The organism is Rathayibacter sp. AY1B7, assembly GCF_002932735.1.
Lineage (GTDB): Bacteria > Actinomycetota > Actinomycetes > Actinomycetales > Microbacteriaceae > Rathayibacter.
The window spans coordinates 46,697-73,435 of record NZ_PSWK01000001.1 but is presented as its reverse complement, the minus strand read 5'-3'; the positions used below and the strand labels follow the sequence as shown (position 1 = coordinate 73,435).

Here is a 26,739-nt window from a genome sequence, read left to right as displayed (position 1 = left end):
CTCCGGAGCGGCGGAGACGCGCTGATCCTCAGGCGCGGGAGCGGGTCCCTCCTGCATCCTGAGCGGCTCAGAAGCTCCAGCCGCGGCCGAACAGCTCCTCGCCCGGCGTCCCGCCGCCTCCCGGACCCGCGCCGCGAGCGCCGAGGTAGGAGGAGACGACGGCCGCTCCCAGGTCCTCCGCCTCCGGGTTCACCACCGAGCCGCCGACCCGGCGGGCGAGCGAGTCGATGAAGCGCGCGAGGCCCGGGTCGTCGCCCAGGCGGAAGAACGTGGTGTGCGCGCCGAGGCGGAGCGACGCGTCGAGCTCGCGGACCGAGACGGCGACCGTCAGCGGGTCCGGCGGGTAGTCGAAGAAGACGCCGCCGTCGGGCTCGAGGTGCGCGGTCGGCTCGCCGTCGGTGACGATGAGCAGCACCGGCTGCGCGTTCGGGTGCTTGCGGAAGTGGCGGTTGGCCAGCAGCAGCGCGTGGTGCAGGTTCGTGCCCTTGTCCCACTCCGCGTCCAGGCCCACCAGCTGCTCGACGTCCATCACCTCGGCGCGTCGGCCGAAGGCGACGAGCTGCAGCGCGTCTCCGCGGAACCGGCTGCTGATCAGGGTGTGCAGGGCGAGCGCGGTGCGCTTCATCGGCACCCAGCGGCCGTCCATCGCCATCGAGAACGAGGTGTCGACGAGGAGCGCGACACAGGCCTGCGTGCGCGCCTCCGTCTCCTGCACCTCGACGTCGTCGATCAGGATGCGCACCCCCGAGCCGACCGGTCGGCCCTCGCCGGCGCTGCGGGTGAGGGCGTTGGTCACCGTGCGGGGGATGTCCCAGGCCTCGGTGTCGCCGAACTCCCACGAGCGCGTCGCTCCGGAGCGCTCGCCCGCCGCGCCCGCACGCCGGACGTCGCGGGCCCCCTGACGGCCGGAGACGGTCTCGGCGATGTCGCGCAGGAGCGCCTTGCCGAGCTGGCGCATGGCCTTCGGGCTGAGGGCGAGGCGGCCGTCGGAGCCGCGGCGCAGGGTCCCGGAGTCGCGCAGGGCCCGCTCCAGGCGCTTCAGCGTCTGCGCGTCGACGGAGGCGTCCTCGCCGAGGCGCTTCGCCAGCAGGTCGAGGTCGAGGTCGTCGAGGGAGGAGCGGTCCGTCTGCGCGAGCTGGTCGGCGAGGGCGTCGAGGTCGGCCAGCTCCTGGAACACGCCCGTCCCGTCGCCGAGGCCGAGCCCCTGCTCGCCGTCCATCCGCTCGGAGCCGCCCCAGTCCTCGCCGGGACGGAGCCCCCGCAGGGTCTCGTCGAGGCGGCCGAGGGACTGCATGAGCTCCGGCGTGCCGAAGGCCTCCTGGGCGAGGGCGTCGAGCTCGGCGCGCTGCTCGGCGGTCATCGAGTTGCGCATCCGCTGGGCCGCGGCCGCGCGGGCGGCGAGCGCGTCGATCAGCTCGTCCACCGACTCCGGGCCCTCGGGGAAGTACTCGCCGTGCTGCTCCATGAAGGCGTCGAACTGCTCGGGGGTGTCCTCCCCGCGCGCGTGCGCCTCGAGCAGCTCGTTCAGGTCGCGGAGCATCGCGTCGATCGCGGCGCGGTCCTCGTCGCTCGCGTTCTCGAGGGCCTGCTTCATCCCCTCGAAGCGCTGATCGAGCATCTCGCGGCCCAGGAGCTCGCGGATCCGCTCGAAGTCGGCGCGCGCCTCGGGGCTCTGCCAGCGGTAGTCGCGGAGCTCCGAGACGGCCGCGGCCGGCGAGGGCGGGAGGCTGTCGAGCTGGATCTCTGCGAGCGCGCGGTCGCCGTCGTCCATCTGCGTGTCGCGGGCGAGCTGCTTGCGCTCGGCGAGGACGGCCTTGTCGAGGAGCTCGCGGATCTCGCGGAGCGTGCCGTCGAGGTTGTTCCTCTGCGTGAGCTCGCGACGCCGCTCGGCGACGCGGGCGGCCAGGTCGTCCAGGCCCTCGCGGTCGCGGGTGCCCCGGCGGAGGAACTCGCGCAGGGCGCGCTCGGGCGAGGTGCCGCCCATCACGTCCTCGCCGATCGCGTCGAGGGCCTCCTTCAGGTCGACCGGAGGAGCGAGCGGATCGGGTCCCCCGTCGTACTTCGCGTAGCGCGCGTCGCGCTTCAGCCGCCGGTTGCCGCGCGGAGCATCAGCCATAGACGGCCTCGCCCCCGCCCGTCTCCTTGCTCAGCTTGCGCGAGAGGTAGAGGCCCTCGAGGGCGAGCTCGACCGCTCCGGCGCGGCGCCCCTCCCCCACGGCGTCGAGGCGCTCGGCGACCTCGTCGTACACGCGGGCCTCGCCCAGCAACGGCAGGCCGGCCAGGAACTCGCGGGCGGTCACCTGCTCGCCGGTCGTGATCATCGCGCCGTTCTCGACCGCCTCGACGAGCGGCCCGAGGTCGACGCCGCGCAGGTGGGCGCGGACGGTCTCGGCGGTGGCCTGACGGAGCAGGTGGTCGAGGATCTCGTCCTCGCGGCCCTCCTCCCCCGACTCGAACTCGATCTTGCCGCCGAGCACGTCGACGGCGGTCTCGAGGTCGATGGGGCGGGCGACCGCCTCCTCCTCGCCGCGGCGGGTGGCGCGGTGCAGGGCGGCGGCGGCGATCGTCTCGGCGCCGGCGATGGCGAAGCGGGCGCTGACGCCGCTGCGCTGGTCGACGGAGCTCGACTCGCGCAGGGCCCGCGTGAAGCGGGCGAGGATCTCGATGAGCGCATCGGGCACGGTCGCGACGAGGTCCGCCTCCTGCCGGATGACGGCGACCTCGTCGACGAGAGCCGTCGGGTAGTGGGTGCGGATCTCGGCGCCGAAGCGGTCCTTCAGCGGCGTGATGATCCGGCCGCGGTTCGTGTAGTCCTCCGGGTTCGCGCTCGCGACGACGAGGACGTCGAGGGGGAGGCGGAGGACGTAGCCGCGGATCTGGATGTCGCGCTCCTCCATCACGTTGAGCATGGCGACCTGGATCCGCTCGGCCAGGTCCGGCAGCTCGTTGATCGCGACGATGCCGCGGTGGCTGCGCGGGATGAGGCCGAAGTGGATGGTCTCCGGGTCGCCCAGGCTGCGGCCCTCGGCCACCTTCATCGGGTCGACGTCGCCGATGAGGTCGGCGACGCTGGTGTCGGGGGTGGCCAGCTTCTCGACGTAGCGCTCCTCGCGGGGCTTCCACGCGACGGGCAGGTCCTCGCCCAGCTCCTCCGCGCGGCGGCGGCTCTCCGTGGTGATCGGCTCGTAGGGGTGCTCGCCGAGCTCGGACCCCTCGATGACGGGCGTCCACTCGTCGAGCAGGCCGACGAGGGTGCGCAGGAGGCGGGTCTTGCCCTGGCCGCGCTCGCCCAGCAGGACGATGTCGTGGCCGGCGATGACGGCGCGCTCGACCTGCGGGATGACCGTCTCGGCGAAGCCGTGCAGGCCCGGCCAGGGGTCGCGGCCCTCGCGCAGGGCGTCGAGCAGGTTGTCGCGGATCTCGGTGCGGAGGCTCTTCTGCACGTGCCCGGAGGCACGGAGCTGGCCGAGGGTCTGGGTCGTCGGGCGCATCACCTCGGCAACGCTACGCCGCAGGTCCGACACGTGGTGGAGGTGCGGCGGATTCGCGGCGCGGGCTTGCGCGGGGGGCGCTTCGAGACATCGCTGCGCTCGAGGGACACCACTGCTGAGGCGGTGTCCCGGCGGGCAGCGCGGCGCCTCGGCGGTGCGGGCGGGCGCGGCGCCGCGGACGGCTCAGCGCTCGAGGCGAGGGGCGGCGGCGAGCAGGCGGCGCGTGTACTCCTCCTGCGGTGCGGCGAGGAGCGACGCGGCCGGCCCCGCCTCGACGATCCGACCCTCGCGCATCACGGCGATGCGATCGCTCATGTGGGCGATCACGCCGAGGTCGTGCGAGATGAGGAGGAGGGCGAGGCCGTGACGGCGCTGCAGGTCGTCGAGCAGGTCGAGGATCTGCGCCTGCACCGACACGTCGAGGGCCGAGACGGGCTCGTCGCAGATCAGCACGTCGGGGCGCGTCGCCAGCGCCCGGGCGATCGAGACGCGCTGGCGCTGACCGCCGGAGAGGGTCCGCGGCGAGCGCCGCTCCAGGGCGGGGTCGAGCCCCACGCTCTCGAGCAGCGCGGGCACGGAGGCTGCGCCGGCGTCGCGGAGGAGGCGGCCGACGCTCCAGCGCGGGTCGAACGAGGAGAGGCTGTCCTGGTAGACGGCGCCGATCCGCGGGCGGCGGGGACGGCGGGAGCGCTCGGTCGCTGCCGACCACGGCTCGCCGAACAGCTCGACGGCGCCCGCGTCCGGACGCCGCAGCGCCAGCACGAGCCGGGCCACCGTGCTCTTGCCCGACCCGGACTCGCCGACGAGCCCCACGGTCTCGCCGCGCCGCAGCCGGAGGTCGACGTCGTCGACCGCGACCCGCACTCCTCCGCCGGGCAGCGGGAAGCGGGCGGCGAGTCCGCGGGCCGCGACCACGACCTCGCCGGGGGTCTCGGGCGGTGTCGCCGGTGCGGTCGGGTCGGTGAGCCGGGAGCCGCGCGGGCGCCCGGCGGGGACAGCGGCCACGAGCGCGCGGGCCTCGGGGCTGCGGGGCGCGCGCAGCACCTCGGCCGCGGTCCCCTCCTCCACCACGCGGCCGTCGGCGAGCACGAGGATGCGGTCCGCGAGGCCCGCCACCACCGCGAGGTCGTGCGAGACCAGGACGAGCGCCCGGCCGCGCGCCTTCTGCTCGGCGAAGAGCTCGAGCACGCGGGCCTGGACGGTGACGTCGAGCGCGGTGGTCGGCTCGTCGGCGACGAGCAGCGGCGGATCGAGCGCCACGGCCGCCGCGAGGAGGGCGCGCTGGCGGAGCCCGCCGGAGAGGTCGCCGGAGCGCTCCCGCATCCGCTCGGCCGGCTCCGGCATGCCGACGCTCGCCAGGGCCTCGACCGTCCGCTGCGCGCGCTCGGCCGCGGGGAGGCGGCCGTGGAGGCGGAGCACGTCGCCGATCTCGCGGCCGATCGGGCGCAGCGGGTCGAGCGAGAGCAGCGCGTCCTGCGGGACGAAGCCGACGGATCCGCCGCGCAGCCGCCGCAGCTCCCGCTCGCCCGCTCCGACCACCTCGGTCCCGCCGACGCGGACGCTCCCGGTCACGGCGCCTCCGCTCAGCCCCAGCAGCGCTCGCGCGGTGACGCTCTTACCCGACCCGGACTCGCCGACGATCGCGACGCACTCCCCCGGCTCCACGCGGAACGAGACCCCGTGCACCACCTCGACTCCGTCGAAGGCGACCCGGAGCCCCTCGACGACGACCGCGCTCACCGCGCACCCCGCAGACGCCCGCCGAGGACCGTCGTCGCGATCGTGGTCAGCACGATCGCCAGCCCCGGGAACACGGTCAGCCACCACGCGCTCGAGAGGTAGGTGCGGCCCGCCGAGAGCATCGCGCCCCACTCCGGCGCGGGCGGCTCGGCGCCCAGGCCCAGGTAGCTGAGGGCCGAGGCCCAGACGATCGCCTGGCCGACGCCGAGGGTCGCCAGCACGGCGAGCGGCCCGAAGGTGTTGGGGAGGACGTGCCGGACGAGGATGCGGACGGGTCCGTGCCCCAGCACGCGCGCCGCCTCGACGTAGCCGGAGTCGCGGATGCCGAGCAGCTGCGTGCGCAGGATGCGGGCGTACCCCGGCGCGGTCGAGAGGCCGACCGCGATGGTGGCGGGGACGACTCCGGGACCCGTGACCACGATCACGAGCAGCGCGAGCAGGAGTGCGGGGAAGGCGAAGAGCACCTCGAGCACGCGGCCGATCACGCCGTCGACGACGCGGCCGCCGAACGCCGCGACCACCCCGAGCACCGCGCCGAGGACGAGGCCGATCACGGTGGCGCTGGCGCCGATCAGGAGGGACGCGCCCGCCCCTGCGATGAGGCGGCTGAGGACGTCCCGACCGGACTCGTCGGTGCCGAGCAGGTGCGCGGCACCCGGTGGGGTGAAGGCGTCGCGCGGGGCGACGGCGAGCGGATCGGAGGGGGCGAGCAGCCCGGGCGCGACGGCGGCGAGCAGGAGCAGCACGACGAAGACCACGGCCAGCACCTCGCCGGCGCGGAGGCGGGAGGCACCCCGGCGGAGCGGGCGGGCGGCGCGCAGCTCGAGCTCGCTCACGCGACCGCCTCCCGCCGGGCCAGCCGCGGGTCGATCACGCGGGTCAGCAGATCGGTGGCGAGCGTCACGACGATGTACGCCAGCGCCGTGACCAGCACGACACCCGTCACCACCGGCACGTCACGGACGGTCACCGCCGCGAGCAGAGTCCGGCCGAGCCCCGGCCTCGCGAAGATCGTCTCGACCACCACGGCCCCGCCGATCAGGTAGCCGAACGCCCAACCCGAGAGCGAGACCCCTGGCAGCACCGCGTGGCGCAGCGCGTGGCGGGCGCGGACGCCGAGCTCGCCCTCGCCGCGCGCCCGAGCGGCGAGCACGAACGGCGACTCCAGCGCGTCGAGGAGGGAGCGGCGCATCACCTGGCCGAGGAAGCCCGCCAGCGGGATCGCGAGGGTGAGCGTCGGCAGCACCAGCCCGGCGGGCGACCCTGTGCTGACCGGGGGCAGCCAGCGCAGCGCGGTCGCGAAGACGGCGATCAGCACGGTCGCCAGCCAGAAGTGCGGGAGCGCGGCCGCCGTGAGCTCGAGGCCGGACCCGACCGCGGCGGCGAGGCGTCCGCCCCGGGTCGACCAGAGGGCGGTCGCCAGCGCCAGGATCCATGCGGCGGTGAGCGCGAGCACGGCGAGCAGGAGGGTGCCGGGCAGCTGCTCGCCGAGGATCTGCGCGACGGGAGTGCGCAGGGAGTAGGAGGTGCCGAGGTCGCCGCGCGCGAGCCTGCCGAGCTGCACCAGGTACTGCACGAGGAGCGGCTGGTCGAGGCCGTACTGCTCCCGCACCGCGGCGAGCGCCTCGGGCGACGCCTGCGAGCCCGGACCGCCGAGGATCGCCTGCGCCGGATCGCCGGGGACGAGGCGGATGAGGACGAAGACGGCGGTCGCGACGGCCCACAGCACCACGAGGGCGCCGCCGAGGCGGAGGAGCGCGCGGCGGATCATGCGGGCGGGCGTCCTCTCTGGTCGGGGCGATGGAGGGGGCGGGGCGTCGTCGAGGCCCGCTCCCTCCGGAGCACGGGGACTCGACGCGCGACAGACGGCGGCTACTCGACCAGCATGGAGGACGGACCCCTGCTGATCGAGCAGCCCGCGGAGCGGGCGTCTCGAGATCCGCCCATCCCGATCGCGGGGTCTCGATGCGCCGCCGCGGCGACTACTCGACCGGCATGCGTCCGCTCATCGATCGGTGCAGGCGGCTCTCCGGAGCCGGGTCAGACCCAGGCGTCGGCGAACCAGGGGGTCGACACGGTGTCGAGGGCGACGAGGCCCTGGACGGCCGACCGGTGCAGGTAGTGGTTCTGCTGGTCGTAGAGCGGCAGGATCCAGTAGCCCTCGAGGACGATCCGCTGGGCCTGCTCGTACAGGTCGGCGCGGGCGTCCTCGTCGGTCGTGGCGCTCGCCTGCTCGAGCAGCGAGTCGAGCGCGGGGTCGGCGATCTGCGCGTGGTTGGCGAAGTAGCCGCTCGGCGCGGGGGTGATGCCCGAGGAGGAGTAGAGGATCCGCAGCACGTCGGGTCCGACCTTCGTGTACGGGGCGCTCACCAGCTCGTACTCGTTCGACGCGAGCGCGGTGTACCAGCTCGACAGGTCGAGCAGGCTGATCCGCACGTCGAAGCCGAGGGTCTTCGCCGAGGCCTGGATCTGCTCGAACAGCGACTGCTCGGCCGGGATCGACTGGTTGGTGCTGACGGGGAAGCGCAGCGTCAGCGGCGTCCCGTCCTTCTCGCGGATGCCGTCGCCGTCCGAGTCCACCCAGCCGGCCTTCTCGAGCAGATCCTCGGCGGCGGCCGTCTCGGAGTCGGACCCGGCGTCCTCGAAGAGCGACGGGTCGGAGTACGCGGTCGCCTCGCGGCTGGACAGCGGGGAGTAGGAGCGCTCGGCGGTGCCGAAGAAGAGGGAGTCGATCGCGTCGTTCACGCCGACGCCGCGGACGAACGCCTCGCGGACGGACTCGTCGTCGAACGGCGCCTGGCCGGAGTTGAGCTCGAGGCGGTTGACCGAGCCGGGCCGGGGCGCGTCGAGCTCGACGAGGTCGGAGGCTCCGGTCGCGGCCATCAGGGTGTCGGGCTGGGCGTTGTCGAGCACGTCGACCTCGCCCGACTGCAGCGCCGCGTAGCGGGTGGCGGAGTCGGGGATGAAGCGCCAGGTGATGCTCGCCAGGTGCGCGGGGCCCTCGTGGCCGTCCCCGGTCGGGCCGGTCGACGCGTCGTAGGCCTCGTTGCGGGTGAGGGTCACGTGGTCCTGCTTGACCCACTCCGAGACGGTGAAGGGGCCGGTGCCGACGGGCGCCTCGCAGTTCGCCTCCTCGCCGCGGGCGATGCCGGCGGGCGACTCGATCGCGGTCCACGGCTGCGCGAGCGACTCGAGCAGCGCACTGTCCGGCGCGGTCAGGGTGAAGCGGGCGACGGTCGGCGAGACCGCGGTGACGGAGGCGACCTTCGCCACGGCGAGGTAGCCGGTGGAGGACTTGGTCGCCGGGTCCTGCAGGTGCGCGATGTTCGCGGCGACCGCCTCCGCGTCGAGGGCGGTGCCGTCGGTGAAGGTCACACCCTCGCGCAGGGTGAAGTCGTAGCTGAGCGCGTCGTCCGAGACGGTCCACGACTCGGCCAGCCACGGCGTGATGGTGCCGTCGGCGTCGCGCGAGACGAGCGACTCGAGCACCTGCGTCGCGAGGAGCGCCTGCGGGTAGTTGCCGCCGACGTGCGGGTCGAGGCAGGTGGGCTCGGCGTCGCCGGACGCGTAGGTCAGCGTCCCGCCGTCGACGGGGGTGCTGGAGGCGTCCGGCGTCTCGGCGGTGCAGCCGCTGAGCAGGAGCGCGGCGGCCGCGACGGCGGCGGGGAGGGCGAGGAGGCGGGAGCGCAGCGGCATGACGTCTTTCGTGGAGGGGTCGGGGGTGCACGCGTTTCTTGGACGCGACCCAGGAAACGCTAGCAGGGCGCGGTGGCGGCGGGCGGGGATCGCTCGGATCCGTGGAGGAGCGCCCGCATCCCGCGCTGGGGAGGGACGAATCGCGCTGGCGGAGATCCCCGACGCGCCTGTCGGTGGGGATCGGCCTCCGCTCTCCTACTGTCGACGCATGACCTCCGCCGTGCTCGCCCTCCTGTTCGGCTCCGCCGTCGCCCTCGTGGGCCTCGTGCCCTGGGCCGCCCTGCAGTACCGGCGCCGCGGCGTCCTCGGGATCGGCAACGCGGTGCTGGCCTTCGCCGCCGTGGTCTACGCGCTCGCCCTCGTCACCTACACGCTCCTCCCCCTGCCCGACGAGGCGACGGTCGCCGCCGCCTGCCGCACCGGATCGGGTCCGCAGCTGCGCCTGTTCGCCTTCGTCGGCGACATCGCGAAGGAGGGCGGGATCGACGGGCCCCGCGCGCTGCTGACGAACCCCGCGTCCGCGCAGGTGCTCCTGAACGTGGTCTTCTTCGTCCCCCTCGGGATGCTCGTCCGCCACCTCGCTCTGCGCGGGCGCCTCGTCGCCGGGCTGATCGGCGGCACCGCCGTCGGCTTCGCCGTCTCGCTCCTCATCGAGGTCACGCAGCTCACCGGCGACTGGTTCCTCTACCCGTGCGCCTACCGGCTCTTCGACGTCGACGACCTGCTGGCCAACACGGCCGGCGCCCTGCTCGGCACCCTCCTCTCCCCCGTCCTCCTCCTCTTCACCCGCCGGACCGAGGGCGCGGTGCCGGAGCTGGCCCGCCCGGTCACGATCCGCCGCCGCGCGTTCGGCATGTTCTGCGACGTTCTCGCGCTGAGCCTCATCACGGGCGCGCTCGTCTCGATCACCGGGGTCGGCCTCGTGCTCGCGGGGGTGGACACGCGCTCGAGCCCCGGGGACGTGGTTCTCGGAGCCCTGCCGTTCGTCGCTCCGCTGTTCCAGCTCGTGATCGTGCTGCGGTCCGGACGGACCCTCGGCGAGACGGTGGTGCGCCTGCGTCCCGAGCCGCGACCGCTCCTCTGGCAGCGGCTCGTGCGCTGGGCGGCGGGATCGGGCGGCTGGTCCACCCTGCTCGCCGTCGAGGGCGGCTTCTGGTCGCTGCTCGCCTTCGTCCTCGCGGCGGCCGCGATGATCGGCCTGGTCGCGACACGGGGCCGCCGGGGGACGGCGAACGCGCTGGCTCGCCTCGACGTCGTGGACGAGCGGGCGGAGGCGCCGTCCGCCATACGGAAGACGGACTGAGAGGAGCCTGCCGGACGCCTGGGCCGGCCGGTGGTCAGACCGCCGCGCGGAGCCCCTCGACCAGGTCGTGCTGCGCCTCGCGGCCGGCCCGCGTGGGCACGAGCGGGTACACGTGGACCTGCCCGACGGCCTCGTGGAGCTCGAACGGGACCCCGGCGGCCGCCGCCCGCTCGGCCAGCACGTGGGCGTCCGGATTGAGGACGTCACGCGTGCCGCTGAAGACGGTGAGGGGGCCGAGGCCCGCCAGGTCGCCGAACAGCGGGCTGACCGCGGGATCGAGCAGGTCGAGGGCGCCGCGCCAGCTCTCGGCGAGGACGCGACCGCCCGGGGTGCCGAGCCAGGGATCGGTCGGCTGCACCTCTTGGATGCGCGGATTGCTCCAGGAGAGGTCGAGCGCGGGCGAGACGAGGGTGGTGCGCGGCAGGACCACCCCGTCGTCGCGCAGGGCGAGAGCCGTCGAGAGGGCGATCTGGCCGCCCGCCGAGTCGCCGGCGAGGCAGGTCGCGCCGTGCCGCTCCAGACTTCGCAGCACCAGGCCTCGGACGCCGTCGCGCGCCTCGAGCGCCGTGCCGAAGGGCACGAGCGGGTAGATCGGGAGGGTCACCGCGACGGAGGCCTCGTCGGCGATGCGGGCGGCGAGCCACCAGTGCTGGGGCGCGATCTCGTTCACCCAGCCGCCGCCGTGGACGTAGACGACGCCGCCGCGGATCACCCGCGGGCGGATCGTGTAGACCGGCCAGGAGCCGACCTGCTCCACGTCGACGCGCACGCCGGGCCGGAGGCGGGGCGGCGGGCCGTAGGAGGCGGGACGGAGCGCGCGCTCCCGGATGCGGCGACGGGCTCCCTCCGCGCTGACGAAGGTGCGGTTCGCACGGGCGAGCCGGAGCGCGAGCGGGACGAGGGCATCGGGGACGACGAGCGGCATCGCCCGAGCATCGCGCACCCCGGTGCGCGGCGGCTGGGCGGCGACGGGCTGCGCGGCTGCCGACTCTGGGGCGACGGACTCGGCCGCCACCGACGCGGCGTCGACGGACTCGGCCGCCGATCCACGGAGGTCGGAGGACGCGGCGCGGGCTCCGCGGACGGAGCGTCGGAACCCGCGGACGCAGCGTCGGAGACCGCGGTCGTCGCCCGGGCACCCCGCGGACAGCACGACGGCCCGGCCCGTGGAGGGAGCCGGGCCGGGGCCGCCGGTCAGCGTGGTGCCTGCATGCCCGCGGAGCGCGGGTCGGCAGCCACCTCGCTGTCGCCGTGCGCTGCGGGTCAGCGGCGCGCGGCGGAGCGGCCGGCGAAGCGGGTGTAGACGAGCAGGACGATGATCGCTCCGATGATCGAGCCGATGATGCCGGCGGGCTGGAAGAAGCCGTCCATCGGGTCGTGCTGGAAGATCAGGAAGCCGAGGAAGCCGCCGACGAACGAGCCGACGATGCCGAGCACGATGGTCATGCCGATGCTGATGCTCTGCTTCCCGGGGACGATGAGGCGGGCCAGCGCTCCTGCGATGAGTCCGACGACGATGAGGCTGATGATGAGACCGAGCATGGCGGTCGTCCTTCCGTTGTGCGGGCGGGGGCCCGCTGATCGGTTCCGCGGTTGCGGGACCGGTGGCTACGCAACCACCCCGGAGGAGGCGGCGGTACACCCCTGGGGGTGTGCTCGCCCCGACGAGTCGTGCGGTAGCGTCCGACCATGACCCGCCGCGCGCCCCTCACCGTCGCGCTCGTCGACGACTACGACGTCGTCCTCACGGGCCTCGCGCACATGTTCGACCACTACCGCGATCGGGTGGTCGTCGCCGAGATCGACGCGAACGCCTCCCTCTCCGATCGGATCGACGTCGTCCTCTACGACTCGTTCGCCCAGCCGGAGTCGGACCACCACGAGATCGCGGAGCTGGTGCGCAACGAGCGGGCCGAGCACGTGGTCGTCTACACCTGGAACTTCGCGCCGACGCTCATCGCGGACGCCCTCGAGCAGGGCGTCCACGGCTACCTCTCCAAGACCCTGCCGGCGCGGGAGCTGGTGGCCGCGCTCGAGCGGGTGGCGGCGGGCGAGGTCGTCGTCAGCGATCCTCCGCGGCGGGCGGGCAGCGCACCGGGCCTCGACTGGCCGGGCCGCCACGAGGGCATCACCGACCGGGAGTCGGAGATCCTCGCGCTCATCACTCAGGGCAAGAGCAACGCCGACGTCGCCGCCCTCACCTACCTCAGCCCCAACACGGTGAAGTCCTACATCCGCAGCGTCTACGGCAAGATCGGCGCGACCAGCCGCACGCAGGCCGTCCTCTGGGGCGTCGACCACGGCTTCACCCCCGACCACCACCGCATCGACCACTGGCTCGGCGGCCCCTGACCCGCGCCCGCGGCACGCCACTCCGGTACGCGACCCGCCGACGGACGCGCACCCGGGAGGCGTCTCGCGGGAGGGGGCGGGGGCGCACGCACCGCTACGGTGTGGCCATGCCCCTCGACCGCGCGCCGACCATCCGCGACGTCGCGGTGCGGGCCGGAGTGTCGTACCAGACGGTCTCGCGGGTGCTCAATGACAGCCCCCAGCTGCGGCCGCGCACCCGGGAGCGCGTGCTCGCCGCGATCGAGGACCTCGGCTTCCGCCCCAGCGCCGCCGCCCGCGCCCTGGCGACGAGCCGCTCCGGCCTGATCGGGATCCTCGCCGCCGAGAGCCACAGCTTCTACGGCACCGCCACCGCGATGGCCGCGATCGAGCAGGCGGCGCGCGACGCGGGCTACCGGGTCCCGGTCGTGAACGCGGCGCCGGACGCGGAGTCGCTGGCCGACGGTCTCGCCCACCTGCAGCGGGAGTCGGTGGAGGCGATCGTGGTCCTCGCCCCGCAGGAGCGCGCGCTGGAGGCGATCGAGAGCCTCGCGATCGGCGTCCCCTCGGTGACGCTCGGCGCGACGGACCGCGGCGCCGACTCCCTGCTCCTCGTCGACCAGGCGGCCGGAGCGCGACTGGCGACCGAGCACCTCGTCGGCCTCGGCCACACCCGCATCGCGCACCTCGCCGGTCCGCAGCACTGGGTGGAGGCGCAGGCGCGGCTCGAGGGCTTCGGCGCCGGGATGAGCGCGGCCGGCCTCGACCCTGTCGCCGTCGTGGAGGGCGACTGGAGCGCCGAGTCCGGCTACCGCGCCGGCCTCCGCCTCCTCGACTCCTCGCCCCGGCCGACCGCGGTGTTCGCCGGCAACGACCAGATGGCCCTCGGACTCCTGCACGCCTGCACCGAGCGGGGACTGCGCGTGCCCGAGGACCTCAGCGTCGTCGGCTTCGACGACGTCCCCGAGGCGGCGCACTACCAGCCGCCGCTGACCACCATCCGCCAGGACTTCGCGGAAGTCGGCCGCCGCACGATCGGCGTCGTGCTCGCGGAGCTGCGCGGCGAGGAGCCCGCCGTCGACCGCCCGGTGCCGCCGGTGCTGGTGGAGCGGGCGTCGACGGCTCAGGCCTGAGCAGCACCGGCCCCCGCCTCACCCCGCGTGCGGCAGCAGCACCTCCACGCGCCCCTCGCGCACCCGCGTCTCGAACCGCGGCTGCGGCGAGGTGGCCGGCCCCCGCAGCACCTCGCCGGTCTCGAGCGAGAAGGTGCTGCCGTGCCACGGGCAGGCGACGCACGCCTCCCCCGAGCCGTCCGCCGAGACCTCGCCCTCGTCGAGCGGGCCCGAGAGGTGGCTGCAGACGTTCGAGAGCACGTCGATCCGCTCGCCCCGCCGGAAGGCGAGCAGGGGGAGGCCCGCGACCTCCCTCCTCACCGGCGTGCGCTCCGGCAGGTCCGCCAGGGCGCCGAGCTCCTGCCAGCCGGAGGGGAAGCGGTGCGGCACGTCCTCCGCGTGGTTCGCCCCCGCCGCCTGCCGGTAGCTGAGGTGGCCGCCCAGGTAGCCGCCGCCTGACACTACGGCGAGCCCGAGCATCCCGAGCACCTTCCCGCTCGTGGTGCGCCCGCGGCGGCGCTGCACCCACGACGCGGCGTAGAGGCCCGTCGCGACCACGTTGGCCGCCGAGTGCACCAGCCCGACGCGGGTCTGCTGCTCGTGCAGCTCCGACCAGTCGGTGAAGCCGGAAGCGGCGGTCGGCAGGACGCTGATCACGCCGACGCCGACGAGGGTCCTCGCCGCGCGCTGGTTCCCCGGCAGCAGGTCGAGCACCGCCGCCGACACCCAGGCGCCGGTGGGCACGAGGACGAGCAGCGGATGGACGGGGTGGCCGACCGGGACGCCGTGCAGCACGTCCCGCACCGGCTGCGGCCGGACCACCGCGTTCACGGCCCGCTTCACCCGGCCGACGAGCGGATCGAGGGCGGCGGCGTTCTCGAGGCGGGTGACGAGTCTGACGAGTCTGATCTCACGCATGCCTCATGCGACCAAGCGGGCGGCCCCGGCGGAAGGGGCTTGCGGCGGAGGAGGAGCAGTCGGACCCCGTCGGGCGGCCCCTCGCTTGCCGACCCCGAGCCGTTTCGCCTACGCTGACCCGGGGCTTTGTGAACGGTCACATCGCCCGAGCGAGGAGCATGATGGACCAGCGCAGGCCCACCCCCGCCGACGTGATCACGAGCGGCGCCACCGCCCTCGGCATCGAGCTCGGCTCCACCCGGATCAAGGCGTGCCTGGTCGACGCGGCCGACCCGTCCGTGGTCCTCGCCGTCGGCAGCCACGAGTGGGAGAACCAGTTCGTCGACCGCCGCTGGACCTACTCCCTCGACGCCGTCCACGCGGGCCTCCAGGCCGCCTACGCGGACCTCGTCGCCGACGCCTCGTCGCGCCACGGCGTGCAGCTCTCCTCCGTCGGGGCGCTCGGCGTCTCGGCGATGATGCACGGCTACCTCCCCTTCGATGCGGACGGCGGGCTGCTCGTCCCCTTCCGCACCTGGCGCAACACCAGCACCGGTCCCGCGTCGGCCGAGCTCACCGAGCTGTTCGGCGCCAACATCCCGCTGCGCTGGTCGCTCGCGCACCTGCACCAGGCGGTCCTCGACTCCGAGCCGCACGTCGAGCGGATCGACTTCCTCACCACCCTCGCCGGCTACGTGCACTGGCGCCTCACCGGCGAGAAGGTCCTCGGAGTCGGCGACGCCTCCGGCATGGTCCCGACCGACCCGGCGACCCGCGACTACGACCAGCGCGTCGTCGACCTCTACGACGAGCGCGCGGCCGGCGCCGTGAAGCCGCTGCGCGAGCTGCTGCCCGCCGTGCTCCCCGCGGGCGCCGACGCCGGCTCGCTCACCGCCGAGGGCGCGCTCCTGCTCGACCCCACCGGCTCCCTCCGACCCGGCGCCCCCGCCTGCCCGCCCGAGGGCGACGCCGGCACCGGCATGGTGGCGACCAACTCCGTCGCCCCGCGCACCGGCAACGTCAGCGCCGGCACCAGCATCTTCGCCATGGTCGTCCTCGAGGGCCCGCTCGAGAGCGTGCACCACGAGCTCGACCTCGTCGCGACCCCCGCCGGCGACCTCGTCGCGATGGTCCACTGCAACAACGGAGCCAGCGAGCTCGCCGGCTGGGTCGGCCTGTTCTCGCGGTTCGCCGCCGCGTCCGGCGGACCCTCCGACAGCGACGCCGTCTACGGCACCCTCTTCGCCGAGGCGCTCGAGGGCGAGGCGGACGCGGGCGGACTGCTCGCCTACAACCACCTCGCGGGCGAGCCGATCGCCGGGCTGGTCGAGGGCCGCCCGCTCGTCGTGCGCACTCCCGACTCGCGCCTCACGCTCGCCAACTTCATGCGCGCGCAGCTCTACGGCGTGTTCGGCACCCTGGCGCTGGGCATGCGCGTCCTCGCGGGCGAGGGCGTCCGGATCGACGAGATGTTCGCGCACGGAGGCATGTTCCGCACCGCCGGGGTCGCCCAGCGCTTCCTCGCCGGCGCGCTCGACGCCCCGGTCTCGGTCGCCGCGACCGCCTCCGAGGGCGGCCCGTGGGGCATGGCGGTGCTCGCCGCCTACCGTCTGCAGAGCGGAGTCGCGCTCGACGCGTACCTCACCGATCAGGTCTTCGGCGACTCCGGCTTCGAGACCGTCGCCCCCGACGCGGACGACGTCGCCGGCTTCTCCGCCTACCTCGAGCGCTACCGCGCCGGCCTCGCCGTCGAGCAGACCGCCGTCGAGACCCTCACCGACCCGCAGAACCAGGGAGCTACCGCATGACCACCCAGACCCCCGCCGTCGAGGAGGCGATCGCCCGCGTCCGCGAGGACGTCGCGCGGCTGCACTCCGAGCTCGTCCGCTACGGCCTCGTCATCTGGACCGGCGGCAACATCTCGGGCCGCGTGCCCGGCGCCGACCTCTTCGTGATCAAGCCCAGCGGCGTCTCCTACGACGACCTCGCGCCCGAGAACATGATCCTCTGCGACCTCGACGGGAACGTCGTCCCCGGCACCCCCGGCAGCGACCGCAGCCCCTCCAGCGACACCGCGGCGCACGCCTACGTGTACCGCGAGATGCCCGAGGTCGGCGGAGTCGTGCACACGCACTCCACCTACGCGACCGCGTGGGCGGCCCGCGCCGAGTCGATCCCCTGCGTCATCACCGCGATGGCCGACGAGTTCGGCGGGGAGATCCCCATCGGCCCGTTCGCGATCATCGGCGACGACTCCATCGGCCGCGGCATCGTCGCGACCCTCAGCGGGCACCGCTCGCGGGCGGTCCTGATGCAGAACCACGGCGTCTTCACCATCGGCAAGGACGCGAAGGACGCCGTCAAGGCGGCCGTCATGGCCGAGGACGTCGCCCGCACCGTGCACCTCGCGCGCCAGGGCGGCGAGCTCGTCCCCATCCCGCAGGAGTCGATCGACGCCCTGTTCGACCGCTACCAGAACGTCTACGGACAGAACCCCACCGGAGCCATCGCATGAGCGTGTACCAGAGCATCATCCCCGACCTCGCCACCCGCACCGTCTGGTTCCTGACCGGCAGCCAGGACCTCTACGGCGAGGACACCCTCCGCCAGGTCGCCGAGCAGTCGCAGGCCGTCGTCGCGCAGCTGAACGAGGCGGGCGCGATCCCCGTGACCGTCGAGTGGAAGCCGGTGCTGAAGAGCTCCGACGCCATCCGCCGCACCATGATCGAGGCGAACTCCGACGACTCCGTGGTGGGCGTCATCACCTGGATGCACACCTTCAGCCCCTCGAAGATGTGGATCCACGGCTTCGACGCGCTCGCCAAGCCGCTGCTGCACTTCCACACCCAGGCGAACGTCGCCCTGCCGTGGCAGGACATCGACTTCGACTTCATGAACCTCAACCAGGCCGCGCACGGCGACCGCGAGCACGGCTACATCCTCAGCCGGATGAGCGTGCCCCGGAAGACGGTCGTCGGCCACGCGAGCGACGCCCGCGTCACCGAGGCCATCGGCACCTGGTCGCGCGCGGCCGCCGGCTGGTCCGCCTCGCGGAGCATGAAGGTCGCCCGCTTCGGCGACAACATGCGCAACGTCGCCGTCACCGAGGGCGACAAGACCGAAGCCGAGATCCGCCTCGGCGTCAGCGTCAACACCTGGGGCGTGAACGAGCTCGTCGAGCGCGTCGACGCCGCCACCTCCGAGCAGATCGACGCCCTCGTCGCGGAGTACCTCGAGAGCTACGACGTGGTCCCCGAGCTGCTCCCCGGCGGCGAGCGCCACGAGTCGCTCCGCTACGGCGCCGCGGTCGAGATCGGCCTGCGCTCGTTCCTGGAGGAGGGCGGCTTCGAGGCGTTCACCGACAGCTTCGAGGACCTCGGCGGGCTCCGCCAGCTCCCCGGACTCGCCGTGCAGCGCCTCATGGCGGACGGCTACGGCTTCGGCGGCGAGGGCGACTGGAAGACGGCCGTCCTCATCCGCATCGCCGCCGTCATGGGCGCCGGCCTCCCCGGCGGCACCAGCCTGATGGAGGACTACACCTACGACATGACGCCCGGCGAGGAGCTCATCCTCGGCGCGCACATGCTCGAGGTGTCGCCGTCCCTGTCGTCGAAGCGCGCCTCGCTCGAGATCCACCCGCTGGGCATCGGCGGCCGCGAGGACCCGGTGCGCCTGGTCTTCACCGCCGACGCCGGACCCGCCGTGGTGGTCGCCCTGAGCGACGTCCGCGAGCGCTTCCGCCTGGTCGCGAACAAGGTCCGGAACGTCGAGCCGCCCCAGACGCTCCCGCACCTGCCCGTCGGCCGCGCCGTCTGGCAGCCCGCCCCGGACTTCGGCACCAGCGCCGCCGCCTGGATCACCGCCGGTGCCGCGCACCACACGGTGATGACGACGCAGATCGGGCTGGAGGCGTGGGAGGACTTCGCCCGCATCGCCGGCGTCGAGCTCCTCGTGATCGACGAGTCGACCACCCTCCGCGGCTTCGAGTCCGACATCCGCTCGAACGCGGCGTACTACCGCCTCTCCCAGGGCCTGTAGATCCTGCGAGGCCGGACGGCCGGCTCCCTGCGGGGGGCCGGCCGTTCCGTCGTTCCCGGCGAGCCGCCGGGTCGGGGCGGGGGGCCCGCCGCCGAGACCGACCTGGATCACGTCGGCGATCGAGGTCGGATCGCCCTCTCCGGCCCGTTCGGCGCCCGCTGCAGCGTCCCGGCCCCGGTTGCGGACGCGGTCGCAGCACGACGGAGGCCGGGAGGCCCGGACGGCCCTCGCGGGCAGTCGGTCCTTCCGGCCTCCGGGACGCAGGCGTGCGGCGGACGGTCAGTCGCGCGAGGTCGAGAACGCCGCGTCGAAGGCGTCGGCCGGCGGCGTGATCGCGTTGAGCTTCCGCACGAAGGCCAGGGCCTCGGGGGCGCCGTCGAGGCGGTCCATGCCGGCGTCCTCCCACTCGACGCTGGTCGGGCCGGTGTAGCCGATCGCGTTGAGCGCGCGGAACACCGGCTCCCACGGGACGGCGCCGTGCCCGGTCGAGACGAAGGTCCACCCGCGGCGCGGGTTCGCCCACGGCAGGTGCGAGCCGAGGACGCCGTTGCGGCCGTCGAGGTTGGTGACCGACTCCTTCACGTGAACGTGGAAGATGTGGTCGGCGAAGTCGAGCACGAACGCGACGCTGTCGAGCTGCTGCCAGACGAAGTGCGACGGGTCGAAGTTGAAGCCGAACGAGGCGCGGTGGCCGATCGCCTCGAGGGTGCGCTTGGCGGTCCAGTAGTCGTAGGCGATCTCGCTCGGGTGCACCTCGAGCGCGTAGCGGACGCCGACCTCCTCGAAGACGTCGAGGATCGGGTTCCAGCGGTCGGCGAAGTCCTGGTAGCCGGCGGCGATCCACTCGTCGGAGGCGGGCGGGAACATGGCCACGCCCTTCCAGATCGACGAGCCGGAGAAGCCGTTGACCTGCGTCACGCCGAGCGCGGCGGCGAAGCGGGCGGTGTCCTTGAGGTCCTGGGCGGCGCGCTGCCGGACGCCCTCGGGGTCGCCGTCGCCCCAGACGCGGTCGCTGAGGATGTCGCGGTGGCGCTCGTCGATCGGGTCGTCGCAGACCGCCTGGCCGGTGAGGTGGTTCGAGATCGCGAACACCTGGAGGCCGTTGCGCTCGAGGATGTCCTTCCGGCTCTGCACGTACTCCGCGTCGTCCCAGCGCGCCACGTCGATGTGGTCGCCCCAGCAGGCGATCTCGAGGCCGTCGTAGCCCCACTCCCCCGCGAGGCGGGCCACCTCCTCGAAGGGGAGGTCCGCCCACTGGCCGGTGAAGAGGGTGATCGGTCGCGTCATCGCGGATTCCTAACTCTCGACTCCCGCGCGCCGTCGCACCGGGAGAGGTAATTTGAGGGTCCACGCAACATATCAGGCACTCCCGCGAGCCCGAAAGGAACCGATCATCGCCCCGATCGACGGCGCACTGTCGCGCACGCCCACACTCGTCACCGCCACTGCGGCCCCGACCTGGGAGGAGGGCCTGATCGTCGGCAGCGGCCGCGTCGGCGCCGTGGTGCACGGCCCGGCCGACGCGCTCACCGTCTCGCTGGCGCACGAGCGCTACTTCCTCCCCGTCAACGCGCGGCCCGCCGCCCCGGACCTCGCCCCGGTGCGGGACGAGCTGCGGAGTGCCCTGCTGGCCGGGGACGCCGACGCGGCGAGCGACCTGCTCGAGCGCGGGGCGCGGGCGAGCGGCTACGACGGCGGCCTGATCTGGACCGATCCGCTCGGGCTGTGCGCGACGCTGTCGATCCGCACGGTCGGCGGGGTCGCGTCGAGCCGGCGCCTGCTCGACCCGCTGCTGGGCGAGGTCGCGGTCGAGTGGACCGACCTCGACGGCGGGCGGCACGCGGTGCGACTGATCGCTCCGCACGGGGGCGAGAGCGTCCGGCTGCGGGTGGAGTCGGAGCGCGACGGCGAGAGCACGGTCGAGCTCGGGCTGGGCGCCGGGGACGCGACCTCGTTCGACACGGGCGTGCCAGACGCGTCGGCCGTGGTCGAGGCGACGGTCGAGGGCGGTGCGGTCGGGCGACTGCTGGCCGTCGCCGGGACCGGGAGCGCCGAGACCGGAGGCGAGCGGATCCGCGCGACGGTCACCGCGGCGACCGGGGCGCCGTGGGACGTGGAGGGCGTCGTGACTCGCTCGACGGTGCCGGTCGCGGCCGGGGCGGGCGCGCTCCTCCGCGTCGATCTGTCGCTGGCGGGCGACGAGCCGACGGGCCGGGAGCGTGCGGGCGGCGAGCCGACGGGCGGCGACGCCTCGTGGGCGGAGCTGCGCGAGGCCCAGCGCCACGGGCACGGCCGGCTGGTCGGCGCCTCCTCCCTCGATCTCGCCGGAGCCTCCTCCGCGGTGCTCACCGAGGACCTCTGGGAGGAGGCCCGCGCCGGCGACGAGGGCGCGCGCCGCCGCGTCGTCGAGCTCGCGTACCTCAGCGGCCGCGCGAACATCGTCGCGTCGACCGGTGAGCTGCCGCCGACGCTGCAGGGCGTCTGGCAGGGCACCTGGCGGCCGGCCTGGTCGGCCGACTACACGCTGAACGGCAACGTGCAGAACGGCGCGATGGCGGGGATGATCCCGACCGGCACGCCCGAGCTGGCGCTGTCGATCCTGGAGCTGGTGCTGCCGCACCTCGACGACTACCGCGAGAACGCGCGCCTCGTCTACGGGGCGGAGGGGATGCTCCTGCCGTCGCGGATGTCGACCCACGGCCGCGCCGACCACTTCGCGGCGAGCTACCCGCACCTCTTCTGGACGGGCTGCGGCGGCTGGGTGCTGCGCCTGGCCTCCGACGCCGTCGCGGCCACGGGAGACCGCGGCATCGTCGACGACCGGCTGTGGGAGCTGGCCGAGGGCGTGCTGCGCTTCGCCGAGACCGGAACGACCGTGGTCGACGGGGTGCGCCGGATCGTCCCCTCCTACTCCCCCGAGAACACACCGGGTGGTGCGCGCTCGCCGATAGCGGTCGATGCGACGATCGACGTCGCCGTGCTGCGGGACGCCGCGCGGGCGACGGCGCTGCTCGGCCGGGCCCGCGGCGACGACTCGCTCGACGAGCGCTGGGCGCGGGTGGTGGCGGAGCTGCCGGAGTACCGGGTCGCCGAGGACGGCACGCTGGCGGAGTGGATCGACCCGCGGTTCCCGGAGGAGATCGCGCACCGGCACGCCTCTCAGCTCTACCCGCTCTGGTACGGCGGCTATGCGGCGTTCGAGGGCGACGGTCCGGCTGCCCTGCGGCTGCGAGCCGCCGCGGCGGCGACGGTGGCCGCGAAGATCGCGTGGCGGGCCGAGGCGCCGACCGCTCCCCCGGGGCGGATGGAGATGGCGTTCGGGCTGGTGCAGGTGGGCACGGCGGCCGCGGCGCTGGGCGATGCGGAGTCGGCGCTGACCTGTGCGGAGTGGCTGGCGGTCGAGCACTGGTCGCCGACGCTGACGACCCGGCACGACGCGGGGCGCATCTTCAATCTCGACGCGAGCGGCGGGCTGCCGGGGCTCGTGGCGGCGATGCTGCTCGGGTCGGACGACGAGACGCTGACGGTGCTGCCGGCACTGCCCTCGGTGTGGGCGCGCGGTGCGGTGACGGGGCTGCGGGCGCGCGGCGGGCTGGTCGTGGACCGGCTGGAGTGGACACCGGGGCGGGCATCGCTGACGGTGCGGCGGGTCCCGGGTGCGGAGTGGCTGGCGCCGGCGGGCGGGACCCGGCTGCGGACGCTGAGCGACGCGGTACTGCGCGTCGACGGGCGCGAGGTGTCGGGCGGGCTGCCGATCGGCGCAGAGCCGGTGCGCGTGGACGTGGAGTGGCGCGGTTGAGGCCGCGAGGGTGACCTCCGGCTCGCGAAAACCGCCTGGGCACGCTGGACCGGCGGATCCAGCGAGCCTGACGCAAAATCGCGAGCCACAGGTCGACTGGAGCGATTTGCGGCAAGCGGAACACGCCTTGCCACTCGCGACGCGCCTTGGCACTCGGAACGCGCCTCGGCACGCCGAAACTGGTCGAACCAGCGAGCCGGACGCGGAACCGCGAGCCGGAGGGGTCCGCGGCAGAGGAGCGGAAGCTCGACACCGACCCCGCCGGGTTCAGGGACAACCGGGTGCAAACGTCGATTGACTGGAATGAAGCTCGCCAGGTCAGCACCTCCGACCCAGCCGCCGTCGCCGCTGCACGAGCGGCGCTGGGGCCACTTTCCGCTCCGCCGACCATCGCGGGCCAAGCTCGCCCATGTCCCCCCGGCACCTTGGCGTCTATTTCGTCGCAGCGCGTCTCCCCATGGTCCTTGACTCATTTCGTAGGCTTGCTCCGTGCCTACCTATGACTGGCCGCTGATTCAGCGGCGAAGCGGGGACTCCATCGAGTCTCTCGTCGCGACCCTCCTGCGCCGCGAGTTCACTAACGCACGGCAGGTCAATCCGTCTCAGGGTGATGGCGGCATCGACATACTTCGTTCAACGGCAGGCGGCCTCGAGATATGGCAGGTTAAAGGATTTACGACGGCCATGACCGATAGCCAGTTCCGCCAGGTCAGGGGGTCATGGGAACGGTTCATGGAGCAGCATGTTAGACCAGGCGAATCTCGAATTGCCCGATACCACCTCGTGACACCGTGGACGCCAACCGACGAGCGCTATGCGTTATTCGACGAGATTACAGCGGACGCGCCGTTCCCGTGCCAGTGGGACGGGGACGCTTTCATCGCTGGCCTTGCGGACCGCTATCCCGAAACCATGCAAAGGTTCGTTCACGGCGAAGGGGTTCTAGAGCAGTTTATTAGCCAAAAGGCAATGCTTGCGTCCTCGCCAGTCGAACGCGGTGAATCCCTTAAGATGCTTGATGCAATCGAGACCCGGCAAGATGCGCTAGATGCCATCCGCGATACAATAAGCGATAACTACCGCATCGAGCACGGCACGCGCACGGTGGCCAACGCTTATGACATTCCGTTACCGACTGACGACGACCGGGCAGTATACCACCGCATGACTTTTCTTGGAGACTCTCGGTGGAAGTACGAGTCTGTAGTGCCGCGCTCCGATGATGCGATGGAGATTGAACCCATCAGTTTGAGCATGGAATTCCTGGCAGCGCCAGACACTCCTGAACATGAAGCCATACAAGCTTGGTCCGAATGGGGTATCCCATTCCAGGACGCCCGCGTCAGGACCAGAACCGTCGGGGGCCCGTTCTCAGAGCGTGAGCCGATCGAGTCAACCGTCTCCTTCGTGCAGGCGACCAGCGAGGACTTGCCACCGCTCTACCTCCGGTGCATCAAAAGTGACAGCGAGACCCGGTTCCGTTTGCCGCTGGTCGTATCCGCGCGAACGGTCGGCAGCTCTACCGGCTGGTTGCGCCTCGTTAGCGGGACCCCTGAGGGGATGCTGGACTTTGAGCTGCGGATCAAGCAAGATGACGACGCCGACGCGAAGGTGCGAATGGGCAACGCTGACGGACGAAATCCCGAAGCCGTTCTCACCGAACTCGAAGTATTACTTAGCATCAGCGAGGGTGACGTCATTTCGGTGGAAACCGGCGCTAATCAATCGCTTATCCGAGCGCATGGGACGGTTTTGCCGACCGCGCTCGAGACGATCTATCATCCGGTCGCACAGCATCTTTTCCACTTACAGACGTACTCGACATCTACGTTCGTTATGCCCTCCATAAACGAGATTACCGATGGCCAGTTCCGCTACCTCTCACTACTCGCTTCGATCTATGCGGGCACACCCTATCACTGGGAGTGGAACGCAATTAGCCTCCGGATACCGGAGGATGAGGCACAAGCAACGAGCGTCAGGGGCGTCGTGGCAAGTATCGCCGCGGGGGGACACTTAGTGAAGGTGGAAGCACCAATATTCCAGCTGGGCAACCGTACGTACGCCATCGACCACCCTTTGGCCAGCACCGCAAACTCCGCCCAGCTTGCACCAGGGACCGATCCCGAGGCACTGCACCCCGGAGACACCGTTAAGATAGTCCCTGGTTCTGATTCCGGTGCAACCACCGCAAAAGTCGTTGACTGGACTCCGGGAAGTATTTCCTTCCAATAACTCGAAGGGGGTACCGTCAACTGGGCTAGGCTGGCTCACCTACTGGGCCGTCCTGATCGTCCTTGGGTAAGGAGAATCGGATGCGCCGATCGGGCGTCGAGAGCCAGTGCAAGAAATGACCGTCGACTTCGCGTCGATCTAGGACCGTTGCATCCTCGATCCACATGAGAGCTTTGCCGAACTGAATCTCCTGACGTCCAATCGTCACATCGAGGGGAACTTCAATCGCCAGTGGGCCTGGGATCGTGTCAACCTCTGCTACGAGTTCGACCCCGACTGCGTAGCCCTCGGGGTAAGTGCCCATCACATCCTCTCCCTCCAGAATCCTCGCCACGCGCCGCCACTCTGCTACCTGAGCAGAAGTCGTCTTGGTTAGGTCTGGGATTTTGACGATCATCCCTGTAAATTGTTGAAGACGCGAAAGGATACCAGCAGGGCCCGCAACACCCTCGAGAACGCGGCTAATTTCATCGGAAAAGTCGATGCTCCAGTTTTTATCGACAGTCGCGCTCGAGGCAGGCACGCCTTTCCGGCGCACCGTAACCATGTTCGGAGGGGTCGCTGACGTGATGAAAGTAAGAGCCGCGCGCACTTCTAAGGCGGGCTGGTGAGAAAAGTCACCAAAGCGGATCACTCTTTTGCCGCCCTTCGTCTCAGTGTAGCGGTCTTCAATCGTAAAAACGTTATTCCTCTGCTGTAGAACCACGCGGAAACCTTTCGTGCCTGCGCTTCGCTCAACACGGGTGACCTCTGTCTCAGCGATCACTAAGCCCTCGCGGGATTGGGTCGCGAGGATAAGGTGCGGGTCCGCACCGAGGTCGCCGACGACAGGTAGGACTCGCACCGCCGCGTTCGTTAGTGGGCCGCCGAGACCTCCGGGAGCGTCGATGCTGCCTGCGAACGCCCCAGCCGGCGCAGCGAACGGTGCGCCGTAGTCCACGAAGTCTTGAAGAGCCGTGGCCAGATCGGAGCCGTCTTCCGCGCGCACGCTACCTGAGATGATGATCGGCCGCTCAGTAACTGAAGCTGCGCATCGAGCTATGACGTCGACGGCTTGCCATTTTTTGCCCAGGCCTTGCGATTCAATCCATGTCATTACCAGGTTCGGCCGTTCGACCGAATGAGGTACCGTTCCTTCTCCGAGCCGAACCTCGTACCGATAGTGGGGATCTCCGTCGAGAACCGTGAGCGCTTTCGCCAACCTGGAAGAAACGTTAGGGACATCCAAGCTCGAATTCGCATCGGCTGGGGCTAGGATGGCGACGACTGCCTGGTATGCGTCTTCGATGCGACTCCTTCCACCATCTAAGTAGTAGTCAATGATCTCCGGATATTTGGTGGCGAGGACCTCGATGTAAGTCAGGCCGTGCCATACGATAGTGCGCTCGCTGTTGTCGAGGCCTTGTAGCCAAGCGTCTGCTTCAGGTGTTGGATCCCAGGGCGTAACTAGATGCCATTCCTGGACATCGAGCGCCCCCCACCGAGGATCGGCTTGAAGCCGCGCCCATGACTCCTCAATATTGTTTCGCTGGCTCGCTGAAAGCGGTTCTGTATAGCGTTTCACCTGGTAGACGACGTCGCCGCCGCGGGCAGCCGCACCTCTATCAAGTATGTCCACGCCGCCATCGCCCTTTGAAGGTGTAATGCGTACAGAGTTTGAGCGTTCTCGATTGATGAGCATCGCAACGACTGCTTCAACATCGTTGCCCTCATATCTCTCCCATGAAATGCGCGTCATCAGAGTTTGCTCCTGTCGTCTTTGAAGGCGGCGCGTCCGCTATGCTCCCCTACAATTGTGGCTTTACGGCGCGTATTGCTCGATGATCCTTGCCTGCAGCAGCGGCCGCTGGCGAGGTGGCTCTGATCCCTCCTTTGATATGACCTACATTATGCCAGCTTGGTCTTCGGGAGCTGATGAGTCGGGCCAACCGAAATGTCGAGGCCGCCGGCACCTCCTACTTCGACGCTGTAGCACCCCGAAGCACGGCGAGGCACTGCCTGCCGAGCTGCCGGGATTTCGCCTCAGAGCAGAATAGATAGGTTCCTCGGCCCACTCTGAGTTCGCGGAGCCCTTTCCGTACGGGAGGGGGTGTCCAA

At 71.9% G+C, this 26,739-nt stretch carries 19 protein-coding genes; 8 read left to right on the top strand and 11 right to left on the bottom strand.

Going from position 1 to position 26,739, the window contains the following annotated elements; genetic code table 11:
• Positions 1 to 67: 67 nt before the first annotated feature.
• The 6 genes from C5C95_RS00295 to C5C95_RS00270 all read right to left on the bottom strand — a co-directional run bounded on the left by C5C95_RS00295 (position 68) and on the right by C5C95_RS00270 (position 8,927).
• On the bottom strand, positions 68 to 2,116 hold the full coding sequence (locus C5C95_RS00295) for a VWA domain-containing protein (protein WP_104255505.1): 2,049 nt from the start codon (positions 2,114 to 2,116) through the stop codon (positions 68 to 70).
• Positions 2,109 to 3,491: a magnesium chelatase gene (locus C5C95_RS00290; protein WP_104262318.1), complete on the bottom strand. Its 1,383-nt coding sequence runs from the start codon at positions 3,489 to 3,491 to the stop codon at positions 2,109 to 2,111. Before C5C95_RS00290 ends, C5C95_RS00295 begins: the two co-directional genes overlap by 8 nt.
• A gap of 183 nt (positions 3,492 to 3,674) precedes the next feature.
• The gene (locus C5C95_RS00285; RefSeq protein ID WP_104238832.1) at positions 3,675 to 5,231 is read right to left on the bottom strand and encodes an ABC transporter ATP-binding protein; all 1,557 of its coding nucleotides are present in this window, start codon (positions 5,229 to 5,231) and stop codon (positions 3,675 to 3,677) included.
• A complete protein-coding gene (locus tag C5C95_RS00280) occupies positions 5,228 to 6,067 on the bottom strand; it encodes an ABC transporter permease (protein WP_104323544.1) in 840 nt (279 codons plus the stop codon). The genes C5C95_RS00285 and C5C95_RS00280 overlap by 4 nt, the downstream gene beginning before the upstream one ends.
• Complete coding sequence (locus C5C95_RS00275; protein WP_104262316.1) at positions 6,064 to 7,002, bottom strand: ABC transporter permease; 939 nt, start codon at positions 7,000 to 7,002, stop codon at positions 6,064 to 6,066. The genes C5C95_RS00280 and C5C95_RS00275 overlap by 4 nt, the downstream gene beginning before the upstream one ends.
• A 269-nt stretch (positions 7,003 to 7,271) precedes the next feature.
• The gene (locus C5C95_RS00270; RefSeq protein ID WP_104323543.1) at positions 7,272 to 8,927 is read right to left on the bottom strand and encodes an ABC transporter substrate-binding protein; all 1,656 of its coding nucleotides are present in this window, start codon (positions 8,925 to 8,927) and stop codon (positions 7,272 to 7,274) included.
• 208 nt (positions 8,928 to 9,135) lie between these two features.
• Between C5C95_RS00270 and C5C95_RS00265 the strand changes: the two genes are divergently transcribed.
• Positions 9,136 to 10,230: a VanZ family protein gene (locus C5C95_RS00265; RefSeq protein WP_181125496.1), complete on the top strand. Its 1,095-nt coding sequence runs from the start codon at positions 9,136 to 9,138 to the stop codon at positions 10,228 to 10,230.
• A gap of 34 nt (positions 10,231 to 10,264) precedes the next feature.
• Here C5C95_RS00265 and C5C95_RS00260 read toward each other — a convergent pair whose 3' ends face one another.
• Together C5C95_RS00260 and C5C95_RS00255 are read right to left on the bottom strand one after the other, a co-directional pair.
• Complete coding sequence (locus C5C95_RS00260; protein ID WP_104269145.1) at positions 10,265 to 11,155, bottom strand: alpha/beta hydrolase fold domain-containing protein; 891 nt, start codon at positions 11,153 to 11,155, stop codon at positions 10,265 to 10,267.
• Positions 11,156 to 11,493: 338 nt separating this feature from the next.
• Positions 11,494 to 11,772, bottom strand: a complete 279-nt coding sequence (locus C5C95_RS00255; RefSeq protein ID WP_104225042.1) for a GlsB/YeaQ/YmgE family stress response membrane protein — start codon at positions 11,770 to 11,772, stop codon at positions 11,494 to 11,496.
• A gap of 147 nt (positions 11,773 to 11,919) precedes the next feature.
• On the opposite strand from C5C95_RS00255, the gene C5C95_RS00250 reads away from it, so the two are divergent.
• Together C5C95_RS00250 and C5C95_RS00245 are read left to right on the top strand one after the other, a co-directional pair.
• On the top strand, positions 11,920 to 12,582 hold the full coding sequence (locus tag C5C95_RS00250; RefSeq protein WP_104225041.1) for a response regulator transcription factor: 663 nt from the start codon (positions 11,920 to 11,922) through the stop codon (positions 12,580 to 12,582).
• Between the two features lie 107 nt (positions 12,583 to 12,689).
• Positions 12,690 to 13,694: a LacI family DNA-binding transcriptional regulator gene (locus C5C95_RS00245; protein WP_104225040.1), complete on the top strand. Its 1,005-nt coding sequence runs from the start codon at positions 12,690 to 12,692 to the stop codon at positions 13,692 to 13,694.
• Between the two features lie 18 nt (positions 13,695 to 13,712).
• On the opposite strand, the gene C5C95_RS00240 is transcribed toward C5C95_RS00245, so the two are convergent.
• Positions 13,713 to 14,591: a Rieske 2Fe-2S domain-containing protein gene (locus tag C5C95_RS00240; RefSeq protein ID WP_104225039.1), complete on the bottom strand. Its 879-nt coding sequence runs from the start codon at positions 14,589 to 14,591 to the stop codon at positions 13,713 to 13,715.
• A 161-nt stretch (positions 14,592 to 14,752) separates the two neighbouring features.
• Here C5C95_RS00240 and C5C95_RS00235 point away from each other — a divergent pair, with 161 nt between their 5' ends.
• The 3 genes from C5C95_RS00235 to araA are packed head-to-tail and all read left to right on the top strand — an operon-like array spanning position 14,753 to position 18,608.
• On the top strand, positions 14,753 to 16,378 hold the full coding sequence (locus C5C95_RS00235) for a xylulokinase (protein WP_104248018.1): 1,626 nt from the start codon (positions 14,753 to 14,755) through the stop codon (positions 16,376 to 16,378).
• A complete protein-coding gene (locus C5C95_RS00230) occupies positions 16,375 to 17,085 on the top strand; it encodes an L-ribulose-5-phosphate 4-epimerase (protein WP_104224687.1) in 711 nt (236 codons plus the stop codon). Before C5C95_RS00235 ends, C5C95_RS00230 begins: the two co-directional genes overlap by 4 nt.
• Entirely contained in the window at positions 17,082 to 18,608 is a 1,527-nt protein-coding gene (gene araA, locus C5C95_RS00225; protein ID WP_104323541.1) for an L-arabinose isomerase, read from the top strand. Before C5C95_RS00230 ends, araA begins: the two co-directional genes overlap by 4 nt.
• A 279-nt stretch (positions 18,609 to 18,887) precedes the next feature.
• Here the strand turns inward: araA and C5C95_RS00220 are convergent, their stop codons facing one another.
• Positions 18,888 to 19,895 carry a sugar phosphate isomerase/epimerase gene (locus C5C95_RS00220; protein WP_104226056.1) on the bottom strand — a complete coding sequence of 336 codons (1,008 nt, stop codon included), beginning with the start codon at positions 19,893 to 19,895 and terminating at the stop codon, positions 18,888 to 18,890.
• Between the two features lie 52 nt (positions 19,896 to 19,947).
• Between C5C95_RS00220 and C5C95_RS00215 the strand changes: the two genes are divergently transcribed.
• Together C5C95_RS00215 and C5C95_RS00210 are read left to right on the top strand one after the other, a co-directional pair.
• Positions 19,948 to 22,407, top strand: coding sequence for a glycoside hydrolase family 95-like protein (locus C5C95_RS00215; protein ID WP_104323540.1), 2,460 nt, complete (start codon positions 19,948 to 19,950; stop codon positions 22,405 to 22,407).
• 489 nt (positions 22,408 to 22,896) lie between these two features.
• Positions 22,897 to 24,642 carry a hypothetical protein gene (locus C5C95_RS00210; RefSeq protein WP_146087029.1) on the top strand — a complete coding sequence of 582 codons (1,746 nt, stop codon included), beginning with the start codon at positions 22,897 to 22,899 and terminating at the stop codon, positions 24,640 to 24,642.
• A 25-nt stretch (positions 24,643 to 24,667) separates the two neighbouring features.
• Here the strand turns inward: C5C95_RS00210 and C5C95_RS00205 are convergent, their stop codons facing one another.
• Positions 24,668 to 26,380 (bottom strand): restriction endonuclease, encoded by a 1,713-nt coding sequence (locus C5C95_RS00205; RefSeq protein WP_104323538.1) that lies wholly within the window; start codon positions 26,378 to 26,380, stop codon positions 24,668 to 24,670.
• Between the last annotated feature and the right edge of the window lie 359 nt (positions 26,381 to 26,739).